At 57.4% G+C, this 12,899-nt stretch carries 11 protein-coding genes; 2 read left to right on the forward strand and 9 right to left on the reverse strand.

What is annotated here, in order from left to right:
• Nucleotides 1-16: 16 nt before the first annotated feature.
• The 8 genes from ACSQ13_RS19320 to ACSQ13_RS19355 form a co-directional block, all read right to left on the reverse strand.
• Nucleotides 17-628, reverse strand: a complete 612-nt coding sequence (locus tag ACSQ13_RS19320; protein WP_295511638.1) for a nucleotidyltransferase family protein — start codon at nucleotides 626-628, stop codon at nucleotides 17-19.
• Entirely contained in the window at nucleotides 621-1,400 is a 780-nt protein-coding gene (locus tag ACSQ13_RS19325; RefSeq protein ID WP_295511637.1) for an XdhC family protein, read from the reverse strand. The genes ACSQ13_RS19320 and ACSQ13_RS19325 overlap by 8 nt, the downstream gene beginning before the upstream one ends.
• Entirely contained in the window at nucleotides 1,397-2,584 is a 1,188-nt protein-coding gene (locus ACSQ13_RS19330) for a vWA domain-containing protein (RefSeq protein WP_176251267.1), read from the reverse strand. Before ACSQ13_RS19330 ends, ACSQ13_RS19325 begins: the two co-directional genes overlap by 4 nt.
• Nucleotides 2,581-3,456, reverse strand: coding sequence for an AAA family ATPase (locus ACSQ13_RS19335; RefSeq protein WP_176251268.1), 876 nt, complete (start codon nucleotides 3,454-3,456; stop codon nucleotides 2,581-2,583). Before ACSQ13_RS19335 ends, ACSQ13_RS19330 begins: the two co-directional genes overlap by 4 nt.
• A gap of 52 nt (nucleotides 3,457-3,508) precedes the next feature.
• Entirely contained in the window at nucleotides 3,509-5,935 is a 2,427-nt protein-coding gene (locus ACSQ13_RS19340) for an aerobic carbon-monoxide dehydrogenase large subunit (RefSeq protein ID WP_176251269.1), read from the reverse strand.
• The gene (locus ACSQ13_RS19345; RefSeq protein ID WP_176251270.1) at nucleotides 5,932-6,426 is read right to left on the reverse strand and encodes a (2Fe-2S)-binding protein; all 495 of its coding nucleotides are present in this window, start codon (nucleotides 6,424-6,426) and stop codon (nucleotides 5,932-5,934) included. Before ACSQ13_RS19345 ends, ACSQ13_RS19340 begins: the two co-directional genes overlap by 4 nt.
• Before the next feature lie 13 nt (nucleotides 6,427-6,439).
• Complete coding sequence (locus tag ACSQ13_RS19350; RefSeq protein ID WP_176251271.1) at nucleotides 6,440-7,294, reverse strand: FAD binding domain-containing protein; 855 nt, start codon at nucleotides 7,292-7,294, stop codon at nucleotides 6,440-6,442.
• A gap of 134 nt (nucleotides 7,295-7,428) precedes the next feature.
• A complete protein-coding gene (locus ACSQ13_RS19355) occupies nucleotides 7,429-8,556 on the reverse strand; it encodes an MHYT domain-containing protein (protein ID WP_176251272.1) in 1,128 nt (375 codons plus the stop codon).
• Nucleotides 8,557-8,867: 311 nt separating this feature from the next.
• On the opposite strand from ACSQ13_RS19355, the gene ACSQ13_RS19360 reads away from it, so the two are divergent.
• Complete coding sequence (locus ACSQ13_RS19360) at nucleotides 8,868-10,646, forward strand: CHASE domain-containing protein (RefSeq protein ID WP_295511633.1); 1,779 nt, start codon at nucleotides 8,868-8,870, stop codon at nucleotides 10,644-10,646.
• 13 nt (nucleotides 10,647-10,659) lie between these two features.
• Nucleotides 10,660-11,076, forward strand: a complete 417-nt coding sequence (locus tag ACSQ13_RS19365; protein WP_176251273.1) for a response regulator — start codon at nucleotides 10,660-10,662, stop codon at nucleotides 11,074-11,076.
• Between the two features lie 488 nt (nucleotides 11,077-11,564).
• Here ACSQ13_RS19365 and ACSQ13_RS19370 read toward each other — a convergent pair whose 3' ends face one another.
• Nucleotides 11,565-12,758 (reverse strand): ROK family transcriptional regulator, encoded by a 1,194-nt coding sequence (locus tag ACSQ13_RS19370; RefSeq protein ID WP_176251274.1) that lies wholly within the window; start codon nucleotides 12,756-12,758, stop codon nucleotides 11,565-11,567.
• Nucleotides 12,759-12,899: the final 141 nt, after the last annotated feature.

The following is a 12,899-nucleotide window of genomic DNA, read 5'->3' on the forward strand; positions in this document are numbered from 1 at the left end:
TAGATGCGCAATCTTCTCATGTTGTGGCCCCTTGTGGTGTCATCCGCTCGAATGCCGCAAAGGCATCGGGCGTATCAATGTCACTGAAAAATCCGGGGGTCGGCATGGGGATATACGCTGACAAGTCTGGGTTGGTGCGGGTGAATTTCCCGCAACCGGGGTTCACATCATCCGCCAGCAAGCGGGCCCGCATATGCGCGGGAACCACGATGGGATTGCCACGTGTGGCGTCCCGAAGGGGAATGGATATTTTCGCGGGGTTCGCCTCCAGATGCGCACGGATGAATGCGCGCAGATCGTCGGCTGTCAGCTCCGGCTGGTCACCAAGCCCGATCAGCAGATGGTCGGTCAACGGGGCCTCAAGCAGCCCTGCCTTTACCGAAAATGCCTGACCTTTTTCAAACTCCGGATTGTGGATCAGCCGGATTGGCAGGCCCGCAAGTGCCGCTTTGATCCGGGCGGGTTCAAACCCTGTGACAACGCAGACCTCGCCTGAAATGGCCGCGAGGTAGGTTTGCACCACGTGGCGGATCATCGGGGTGCCTGCGATGGGCAGCAACAGTTTGTTGCGGTCCGGCATGCGCCGCGACAGGCCTGCCGCCAGAATGATCGCACCGACACTATCCATTTTGCGCCGCCTGCACCAAAAGGCCGCGCTTTACTTCGGTCAGCTCTGCCAGGATCGACAGCGCGATTTCCGAAGGGGTGACAGCCCCGATATCCAGACCGGCAGGGGCTTTCACAGCCGAAATGCGCGCAGGGTCCACACCCGCCGTCACCAGCTTTTCCGACAGGCTGGCGTATTTCTTGGCGCTGCCCACAAACGCAACATAGGACGCCGTGTCGGCCAAACCGGTTTTAAGGGCGGCCAGATCACCTTGGCCTTGGGTTGCGATCACCAGATATCTGGCGCGGCCCGGTGCGCGGGGGGGCAGGGGGGTATCTGTCGCGGCAGCGGCCACGGCCCATCCGAATTGCGGGGCGAGTTCTTGCAGTTTTACGGCAACGGGGGATTCCCCAAAGATCAACAGGTCAGGCTTGGGCAGGTAGGGTTCGATAAAAATGTCGATCGTCCCCTTTGACGGGCACCCGTTGCGGGCAAACCGGATACCGTCTACATCATCGCCCGCCTGCACGCCTTTGCCGGCCAGATCCTCTTCGGGCGCGACCGAGATGAACTGCGGCTGGCCCGTGGCATAGGCCCGAAGGGTCGCGTCCCTGATCGCCCCGCGCACGCAGCCGCCGCCCAGCCAGCCCTCAAGGATTGTCCCGTCTTCACGCAGCAATGCCTTTGCACCCGGCTTGGCAGCGGTGGTTCCTGCGGTGCGCACAATTGTGGCGATGGCGAAACAATCCTCGCCTTCCTGCAAGCCGTTTTCCATGAGTTGTTTGGGTGTCATAGGCGGGCAAGCTCCGGCTCTAGGGCCGCCAGATCATCCAATGTGTTAGCAGCGCGAAACAGGTCAAGATGCGGCAGGGCGGCGGCCATTGCGTCGGCTGTGGGTTCATAGCCGTCCCAGCCCTTGAGCGGGTTCAGCCAGATGATCTTGCAGCCGCGTTTTTTCAGCCGGACCAGCGCATCTGAAATGCCGTCGGGCGAGGTGGTGTCATAGCCGTCGGACAGGATCATCACGACGGTGCGGTTGTCCACAAAGCGGCGTCCATAGGTGCCGGCAAAATGGCTCAGGCTGTCGCCAATTTTGGACCCGCCGGCAAAGCCATCGGCAAGCAGGGACAAGCGGGCGAGGGCGCGCAAGGCATCCTTGTCGCGCAGGGCCTCGGTGATCCGGACCAAGCGGGTGTGAAATAGATAGGCGTCGGCACGCGGGTCGGCGCGCATCAATCCGGCGAGAAAGGCCAGAAACACCCGCGAATAGACGGTCATCGACCCTGACACATCGCAAATCGCGGTGATCCGAAGGCTCCGGTCGGGCCGCTGGCGTTTGGGCAGGGCAAACGGTTCGCCGCCGGTGGCAAGGCTTTGCCGCATGACCTTGCGAAAGTGAATCCGGTCGCCTTTGCGGGCGGCCTTGCGGCGGCGGGACCGGCGGTCGCGCAGGGCAGCGCCAAGGCGTAGCGCCACTTTTTCGGCCTCGGCGATGTCCTCGGGGCGCACGATATCGCGCAGGTCTTTCTTGAACAGGTTGGTGACATCGGTGGCGACAAGCTTGCCTTCGCCGTCGCTTTGCGCTTCGCCATCGCCGCCATCGGGGGCGGTGATATCACCCGCGCCGCCATTCGACTGGCCCTCGACGCTGGTATCGCGGGACGAATGGACGTTTTTATTCGGGCTTTGCGGGGCTGTTGGTGTGATGCGGGTTTTCACACGCCCGCCGTTCATCCAGAAGCTGTTGAACAACCCGTCAAATTGCGCGGCCTCTTCGGCGCAGCCAGCAAAGACGGATTTCAACGCGCGGCGTGCATCTTGCGGGTTTGCGGCATCAATATGGGTCAAGGCATCCAGAGCGATACCGGTTTCGCCCACGCCAAGCCGCAAGCCGTGATCGCGCAGATGCGCCACGAAACCGGCCATGCGGGCGGCAGGCCCCGGATCGCGGGCCGCGAATTTGGTGACAAGGCTCATGCGGCTTTACCCGCCAGACGCTGCGCGATTTCCGTGGGGATCGCATCGCGGTCCATTTGCGTTTTCAGCAAGGTGGTCAGGGTCGCCTGCAAGATCGCGGGATCATCCGTCAGGTCGGCCACGCCAAGCCCCATCAGGGCTGCGGCGAAATCAAGCATCTCGGCAATGCCGGGCTTCTTTTCCAGCTCTTGTTTGCGCAATGCCTGCACAAAACCAACGATCTGGGCGCAAAGCCGGTCGGTGATGTCAGGATAGCGGGTGACCAGAATAGACAGTTCGGTCTCGTGATCGGGATAGGGGACATGGGCATAAAGACACCGGCGCCGCAACGCATCGGACAGATCGCGGGTGCCGTTCGCCGTCAGGATCACGATTGGCCGGGTGGTCGCGGTGATTGTGCCCATTTCGGGTATCGTGATTTGGAATTCCGACAGGATTTCCAGCAGATAGGCCTCGAACTCCTCGTCTGCGCGGTCGATCTCGTCGATCAGCAAGACCGGTGACTTGTCTTGCCGGATCGCCTTGAGCAACGGGCGCTCGAGCAGGAATTCATCGGAAAAGATACGTGCCTCAACGGTCTTGCCGGTTTCACCATCCTCGGATGCAGCGCGGATCGCCAGCAATTGCCGTTGGTAGTTCCATTCGTAAATCGCTTGGGCGGCATCAAGCCCCTCATAGCATTGCAAGCGGATCAGTTGCGTGTCCTGCACCGCCGCCAGCACGCGGGCGACCTCGGTCTTGCCGACGCCTGCGGCCCCTTCCAGCAGCAGGGGGCGGCCCAGCGAAAGCGACAGATGCAGCGCCATCGCCAGATCGGCAGACGCAATATAGCCTTGTTCGGCCATTGCCGTTTGCAGCGTAGTCCAAGTCATGAAATCCCTCCCGGATGTGACAGGCCACAAGGCGCGGCCTGTCACAGATGTTTTAGTCGTGCATGCCAAGGTTGTTGGCGGTCTGCCAAATGCGCCAGTGGTCATGGGGCATATTGGTGTGACGGTTGCCAAAGGGCCGGAACGCATCCTGCACCGCATTCGAGAAACACGGAACACCGCCCACATGCGGGCTTTCGCCGACGCCCTTGGCACCGATCGGGTGATGCGGGCTGGGGGTGACGGTAAAGTCGGTTTCGTAGTTGGGCACTTCCCACGCAGTAGGCAGGAAGAAGTCCATCAACGTACCCGTCTTGACGTTGCCCATGTCGTCATAGGCAATTTCCTGACCCAGGGCGACAGCGAGGGCTTCGGTCAGGCCGCCGTGAATTTGGCCTTCGATCACCATCGGGTTGATCCGCGTGCCGCAGTCATCCAGCGCATAGAAGCGGCGGATTTCCGGAACACCTGTATCGACGTCGATGTCCATAACGCAGACATAGGCCCCGAACGGATAGGTCATGTTGGGCGGATCGTAATAGCTGACCGCTTCCAGACCCGGCTCTAGCCCCGGAATGGCTTGGTTATAGGCGGCATAGGCGATTTCCTTCATCGTCTTGAACCGCTCGGGCGCGCCTTTGACCACGAAACGGTCCACGTCGAATTCAACGTCGTTGTCGTGAACTTCGAGCAGGTAGGCGGCGATCATCTGTGCCTTGGCACGGATTTTGCGACCCGCCATCGCCGCAGCAGCACCCGCAACCGGCGTTGAGCGCGACCCGTAGGTGCCCAGACCGTAAGGCGCTGTATCGGTATCGCCTTCTTCGATCGTGATGCTTTCTGCGGAGAGACCGATTTCGGTCGCAAGGATCTGGGCAAAGGTCGTGGCATGGCCCTGACCCTGGCTGATCGTCCCCAAACGCGCCACAGCCGACCCGGTGGGGTGGATGCGGATTTCGCAGCTGTCAAACATGCCCATCCCAAGGATGTCGCAGTTTTTCACAGGGCCGGCACCGACGATTTCGGTAAAGAACGAAAGACCGACACCCATGATCTTGCGGGTTTTGCCTGCTTTGAAATCCTCGACCCGTTGCGCCTGTTCAGCGCGCAGACCTTTATAGTCGACGGCTTCCAACGCTTTGTCCCACGCGGTGTGATAGTCGCCGCTGTCATATTCCCAGCCAAGTGCCGCGGTGTAGGGGAACTGCTCTTTCTTGATAAAGTTGATCCGGCGCAGCTCTGCTGCATCCATGTTCAATTCGATCGCGAGGACTTCGATCATCCGTTCGATGAAATACACCGCTTCGGTCACGCGGAACGAACAGCGATAGGACACGCCGCCGGGGGCTTTGTTGGTATAGACACCATCGACGCCCAGATAGGCGACCGGGATGTCATAAGACCCCGTGCAGATGTTCATGAAACCCGCAGGGAACTTGGTCGGGTCTGCACAGGCGTCAAACGCGCCGTGATCCGCTGTGACGTGGCAGTGCAGGCCGGTGATCTTGCCGTCTTTGGTGGCGCTGATCTTGCCCTTCATCCAGTAATCGCGGGCAAAGGCGGTGGACATCAGGTTTTCCATCCGGTCTTCGACCCATTTCACAGGCACGCCTGTCACAATGGAGGCGACGATCGAACAGACATAACCGGGATAGACGCCAACCTTGTTGCCGAAACCACCGCCGATATCGGGGGATACCACGCGGATGTTGTGCTCTTCGATGCCCGACAGCAGCGATGCGACGGTGCGTACCACGTGGGGTGCCTGAAACGTGCCCCAGAGGGTCAGCTTGCCATTCACCTTGTCCATCGACGCCACCGATCCGCAGGTCTCAAGCGGGCAGGGGTGGGTGCGGTGGTAATACATCTCTTCGGTTGCGACGACTTCGGCGTTGTCGATCACCTGTTCCGTGGCCTCCAGATCGCCCGCTTCCCATGTGAAGATGTGGTTGTGGTGCTTGCGTGGGCCATGCGCGCCGTTGGGGATCGAGCCGTCTTCGGCCACCAGATCCTCGCGCAGGACGACATCGGATTGCAGCGATTTGAAGGGGTCAACGATCACTTCAAGTTCTTCGTATTCCACCTCGACCAGTTCGACCGCGTCAGCGGCAACATAGCGGTCAGACGCCACGACAAAGGCAACTTCTTGCCCTTGGAACAGCACTTTGCCATCGGCCAGCACCATTTGCTTGTCGCCAGCCAGCGTCGGCATCCAGTGCAGGTTCAGCGGCTCAAGGTCTTTGGCGGTCAGGACCGCGACAACACCGGGCAGTGCCATTGCAGCGTCGATGTTGATCGACTTGACCCGCGCATGGGCATAGGGCGAGCGCACGAAGTCGCCGTGCAACATGCCCGGCAGTTTGATGTCATCAACATAGTTGCCCTTGCCTTGGGTAAAGCGCGCGTCTTCAACCCGCTTGCGCGAGCATCCCATACCCTTGAGATTGGCGACCCGGTCTTCGCGTGTGATTTCGTCCTTCATTGTGCCGCCTCCTTGGCCGCATTCAGTTCAGACGCTGCTGACAGAATGGATTTCACGATGTTCTGATAGCCCGTGCAGCGGCAGATATTGCCAGCGATGCCAAAGCGAACTTCTTCTTCGGTCGGGTTCGGGTTTTCCTCGAGCAGTTTGGCCGCGCGGGTGATCATGCCGGGGGTACAAAAGCCGCACTGCAACCCGTGATGTTCCTTGAAGCTCTCTTGAAGCACATGCAGTGCATCGGGGGTGCCAAGACCTTCGATGGTTGTCACCTCTGCGCCATTGGCCTGCGCCACAAAGACGGTGCAGGATTTGACCGATTTGCCGTTCATCGTGACAGTGCAGGCACCACAATGCGAGGTTTCACAGCCCACGTGCGGGCCGGTGATGTTCAGTTTTTCGCGCAGCGCATAGATCAGCAACTCGCGGGGTTCTGCCAGGAACTCGTGGTCCTGGCCGTTCACGTTCAATTTGACGTGCATTTTATTCGACATGGTGTTCTCCTCCCTATGCCCGTGACCAGGCGCGCAAGATGGCGCGGCCAAGGACGATGCCCGCAGCGTGACGCTTGAATGCGACCGGGCCACGGTTGTCTTCTGTTGGATCAATATCGCCAAGCATGGCGGTGACTGCGGCCTTGACGGCGGCTTCGTCACAGGCGGTCCCGACCAGCGCATCTGCGGCGGCTTCGGACCAGACGGGCGTATCGCTCAGGTTTGTCATCGCGATCGACGCGGCAGCGACTTTGCCACCTTCTTTGGAAATCTGCACTGCGGCGGCTGCCGTCGCATAATCCCCGATCTTGCGCTTTTGCTTTTCGTAAGCATAGCCGCCCGTGGGTGCCGCAAAGGTAATTGCGGTCAGCACTTCCTCGTCTTCGCGTTCGGTCATATAGGCCGCCTCGTAGAAGTCGCGGGCATCAACAGCGCGGTCCCCGTCAGGACCCGTCAGGTGGAACTGCGCGTTCAGGCATTGCATCAGGCCGGGCATGTCGTTGCCCGGATCGCCATTCGCCACATTGCCGCCAACAGTCCCCATATAACGCACCTGAGGGTCGGCAATCTGCAAGGCCGCCTCTTTCATGATGGGGGCAGCTGCCGCCAAGGCGTCCGACACGATTACTTCGTGTTGCGTTGTCATTGCGCCGATGCGCACAACGCCATCGGTCACCGTAATGCCGCTTAGTCCTTCGATGCCTTGCAGGTCGATGAGATGCGGCACGTCGGCCATCCGCAGCTTCATCATGGGGATCAGGCTGTGCCCGCCCGCGATTACGCGCGCATCGTCCCCGTGTTCTTGAAGCAGGGCGATTACGCCTGCCATGTCTGTCGGCCTATAGTACTCAAACGCCGCTGGTATCATTGCTTAGCCTCCCGTTCCGCAAAATCTGTCAGAAGCAAAGGATGTACGCAGCGGTATGCCGACGCTTGTGCTATTCAACGAAACGATCGTGATTTTGCACGAGATGCGCCTGGGGCTGCACGAAATGCGAAAGCCTAAAGGCCCAGTGTATCGCGCACGAGTTTGAGATTCGAACGGCTGACCGGAACAGGTGGCAAATTCGGCGCGGCAAAGCGACACACGCCATTATCCTTGAGCCGTTCAAAGTGTTTCACCTGTGTCGGGTTCACCAGATAGCTGCGATGGGTCTTGATGAAACCGGCTGCATTCAGCCGCGTGACGGCTTCGGTGATGGGCCAGACACAAAAGTGCTTGGCGTCGTTGGTGTAGACGTTTGTGTAATGGCCTTCGGCGCGCACAAAGGCGACCTGCGCGGGATCAATCAGTTGCGTGACCCCGTTGCGTTCGCAGGGTATGCGGACGGCGACAGGCGCGGGTTTTGGTGCGTCCGGTTTTGGGGCCGGCTTGTCGGCTGCGGCTGGTGCATCTTGGGGCCGCGGCATCGGCGCGGCGGGCACAAAGAATGTCACCCCCATCCAAAGGAATGCGCCAAAGATGATAAAACTGGAAATGATCACGCCCATCGCGAGGGTCTCGTTGCTCATGACCGGTCCGAATTCATGCAACGTGGGAACCGGTACGAAACGAGTGCCGGCAATGGCAACAAAATGCACGGTGCTGACAGCGGCCCCAAAGCAAAGCGTGCCCAGCAGAATGCTGCGATTGGTCCGTCGGCCATAGGCAATCCAGAACGCGCCGATGCACAGCCCGATCGCCGAAACCACGGCCAGAACAATGCCAAAAGGCGTGTAGACAGCGCGGCAAAGTTGAAGCCCCGCCATGCCGACAAAATGCATCGCAAGAATGCCGCATCCCACCAACGCCCCCGCCGCCGACAAGGTGGCAGGGGTGCGTTCGCGAAAATGCAAAAGCAGCAACGCAGTGCCAACAATGAGAATCGCCAGCAAGGCAGAGGCGAGCGTAATCGCGGCATCATAGTAAAACAAAATCGGCATCTGAATGCCAAGCATGGCGACGAAATGCATCGACCAAATGCCGCCTCCCAAGGCGATTGCCGACACGGCAACCGATCCTTTGCGGCGTGAAACGCTTTGTTTTGAAAGGTCTTTAGACAGCGTCAACCCTGTGAAGCCCGCCGCAATGGCGATCACAATAGACGCGATAACAAGCGCGGTGTTGTGGCTGACAACCAAAAATTCCATGCCGTTTGATGGCATCAAACTTTGTACAAATCAAATGGGTATAAATACACTAAACATGATCCCGCCGCCGGGACGCCATGGTTCAAGCGGCGTTAATGGCGCTTTCATCTTCTTGCGGTTCCTTTGGGCGTTGACGGGGACCGGTACCGAACTCTCAAAATCTCTTATCTATTTCCATTTAGTAACAAGTTCGAAATTCTAAATCTCAGTGCGCTGGATTGGCAGGGACTGATTTCATCAAACATTAACAGATTTGCCCGATTGATAGGCCATTCGGCGAGATTTTGGAATCTACCTAGAGGGGCTGGACTGTGACGTCTTTGAGATCTCAGGCAGGGGGGGTAACGTTACTGCATATCGCTGTTGTCGGTATGTCGCTAGCGATGACGCTTGGCGCTTGGCTGTATTCAAAGCATCAGGTGGATTTGCAGATTGAAAACCGTTTCGAAACAGCCAAAAAACGAACCATCAACCTGATCATCGACCGGATGTCGCGCTATGAGGATGCGTTATGGTCTGGGGTGGCACACCTCGAAACACGCAAGAGTGAAACGACCCCCCAGGATTGGAGTCTTTTTGCCAACGCATTGAAAATAGAGAAAAAATATCCCGGAGTGAACGGTATCGGGGTCATCTATTATGTCGATCAATACAACCAATCCCAGTACATTGCCGCGCGGGCTGCAGAGCTGCGCGAATTTTCTGTCTATCCGCCCCATAACCAAGAATTCATGCTTCCGATCACCTTCATTGAACCCATCGACATCAATGCACGGGCCGTGGGCCTGGACGTGGCGCATGAAGCCAACCGCCGCACCGGACTATTGGCAAGCCGGGACAGTGGTACAGCGCAAATCACGGGTCCGATCGTATTGGTGCAAGACAGTAATCACACCCCCGGTTTTTTATTCTACACGCCCTTCTACAAAGGGCCGAGGCCGGACAGCTTGCAAGAAAGGAAGGACCGCTTTGCCGGTGCCGTCTATGCTCCGTTTGTCGTGCACAAATTGGTCGAAGGTTTGTTCCTTAAGGAGTTTAGCGAAGTACTGCTGAGCATTCGTGATGGTGATCAGGTAATCTATGACGAGCAAGACAGTAACAATCCTTTGTACGATAACGACCCGATGTTCTCGGACACGGTCGAGCTTGATGTTTACGGGCGCAAATGGACGCTGGATATCCGCACAAACAAGATATTCCGGTCCCAAAACAGCGCCGAGCAACCGATGCTGATTTTGATTGGCGGGTTAATCATCGAGATATTGGTGTTTTCCTTGCTTGCCACATTGGCGCGGTCCAACAGCCGGATCCACACCTATGCGTATCAGCTTACCGAAAACCTTCGTGCGAAAACGGAACATCTTGAACAGGCAAACGCCGAAATCCAGCAGTTTGTCTACATTGCCTCTCATGATCTGAAGACCCCGGTACGCGGGATCGGTTTTCTGGCCGAGGTGATTGAAGAAGACCTTGAGGAAATCTTTGGGTCCCTTGAAAGTCACACCGAAATCAAGGCGCAATTCAAGATGATCCGCGAACGCGTCAACAGGATGAATGATCTTACGGACGGGATTATGGCCTTCTCGCGGATCGGGAATTTCGAAGTCGAAACCGACCCGGCATTGCGTCTCGACACTCTGATCGAGGACTGCGTTACGGATTTCAGAATTGCGCCCTCACAAATCCGGCTGTCTTCTGATGTTTCTGAAATTTCTTGCGACAGCCATAATTTCCGGCGTGTCATCGAGAACTTGATTGGAAATGCGTTCAAGTATCACCCCGACCCGCAATCGGCGCTTGTCGACCTTACGCTTGTTGATCTGGGGAACCGGATAAAGGTTTCAGTAAGGGACAACGGCAAAGGCATAGCGCCAGAATTCCACGAGAAGATATTTCAAGTTTTCCAGACGCTTCGCAAAGGGGACGATCCGGAAAGCACAGGTATCGGACTGGCCATCGTCAAGAAAGCGGTACAGCGTCACGGCTATACGGTCTGGGTTTCGTCATCCGAGAAAAATGGTGCTGAATTCACGTTCTATTGGCCCAAAACATACATGTCTGAGGACAGCCAGACAAAGAAAGTAGCGTAGATTGAAACGTCAAATGAACATTCTTCTGGTCGAGGACAATCCGCTTGATGCCATGATCGTCTTGCGGACTGTTTCCAAAATGGCACCGGATACGCATGTGGTCCGCGCGCAGGATGGAATTGAAGCTTTGGAACTTATTAAACAAGGCAAGGTTCCTGCGCCCTATATCGTTTTGTTGGACATCAATATGCCCCGGATGAACGGCCACGAGTTCCTTGAAAAACTTAGAGTGACGAGCGATTTTTCTAGCAGCATTGTTTTTATGTTCACGACTTCAGATCATGTCGAAGATATTGAAAAAGCTTACAAGAAAAGGGTGAACGGCTATATTGTGAAACGCCAAAATACGGAGGGTATGAAGTCGGTTCTAGTAATGCTGCAAAGCTTTTGGACAACGTGTGAACCGCCGTTAATTATTACAGGGCCATAACCGGCTGGGGGGCGAAGACCCAGTCTTACGCAGTTTTCCAGTGGTGTCTTCAGCTTTGGCCACAAGTAAGGCTTACCTGCTTTGCCAGGAAAAACCCGAAGGGGGTATCTGCGGAATGGGTCGGAAAATAACGATTTCCTTATGTAATAAACCGAATGGGGCAGACTAAAAGGGCACAGCATGTGAACCCGCCCTTCCTCACAAGCTGAATGGATCAGGTGAGTTGGCACCGTATTCGGGCTTTGATGCTCGAGCTTCACTGTCACTTCGAGCTTCACTTCGTCCTGATCGGGGTGACCTATGTGCATCAAGCGACCAGACACTTATAGCTGCAAATTAATCCCTCTAATCGCCGTGGGATATTGCTGTTCATTCATCCTCCTAGCCGTCGCATGACATTCATCATGCGCCTTCGCACATGCCTTGCCATCCGGCCGTCTGGGATTAAAGCGCACGTTCGTGCCCTCAAGACCAAGGGGAATGATCCGTCAGGTTTCGTCCAGCCGGGCGTTCAGCATAAACTGCGCACCGATCGGGCGTGTCGCGGCACCGATGGCACGGGCCTTGCCGCCGATACTGCCCGCCTCGATCCGCGGGGGGATCAGCCCGCGGGTATCTTGCGTGACAAGATAGCGTCGAACCCGCGCGACCAGATCGTCGCGCACGCTGGCGGGAAATGCGCCGTCGATAAGAATGGCCTCAAAATCAATGACGGAACAGGTCGACAGGGCGGCTTTGGCCAGCTCTTGAGCCGTCTGACCCAACCAGGGGTCCACATAGCGCGACAGGCGATGCCAGCTGTCTGGATCGGACCAAAGCTGTTGCGGGTCCAGATCGACTTCGCGCAGGCGCAGTTCAAGCTGGTGTATGGATGCGGTGTCGACCAGTTGCATGCTTTCACCGTTTGGCCCGATGCTGCGCAGCGACCCCAATGCGCCGGCATTGCCCTGACGCCCTTCGAAAACAGCGTTGTTCAGCACGATGCCGCCGCCGATAAACGCCCCCAGAAAGAAATAGGCATAGTCGCGAAACGCCTTGCCGCGACCATAGGTGTGTTCCGCCTGACAGGCCGCCGTTGCATCGTTCATCAACATGACCGGCAGTCCGGTCAACGCATGGGCCTGCGCTTTGATATCGATGTCCTTCCATGTGGTATAGGCACCATTCTGGGTATCGGATGTTTCGGGCCAGTTCCACATCTCGAAGGGGGCGGCGATCCCGATGCCGCAAATATGCGATACGTCCCGGTCCGACATCTCGCGGGTGATGCTTTGAACACCCTCATCCAGAAAATTGAAAATCTCAGACGGAACGGGGCTGGCATAGGTCAATTGCCGCAATTGCCGGGTTTGCCCTGTCAGGTCCATCAACACCAAATCCGCCGACCTGCGCCCGATTTTCACACCAAAGGAAAACGCCCCGTCAGAGGCCAGCCGCATGGGGATCGACGGTTTGCCGACCTTGCCGCGCACAGGGTCGCCGCGTTCAAGGATGCCTTCGCCTTCGAGCCGGCGCAGAATGCCCGACACCGTTGGCGGCGACAGGTTTGCCAGCCGCGACAGATCGCTGCCCGGCATCGCGCCGTGCCTTTGCAGCAACGACAACAGCAGGCGTTCGTTGTGATCCCGAACGCCTTTCTGGCTTAAACCCGTACTGATTGATCTTACAAACCCGTCATCCATGCGTGCAACCTAGCGGCCTCCCTTGGGAATGGATATACCCCATCTCGATTAATAAAGAAAGTTAACTAATTAATTGACAGACGCCGTCGAATCGCGTCATTTGGGGCGCAACGGCGATGATGAAACTCGTCGATGACGCAA

The organism is Sulfitobacter sp. SH22 (assembly GCF_965641905.1).
In the GTDB taxonomy this organism is placed as follows: Bacteria; Pseudomonadota; Alphaproteobacteria; order Rhodobacterales; family Rhodobacteraceae; genus Sulfitobacter.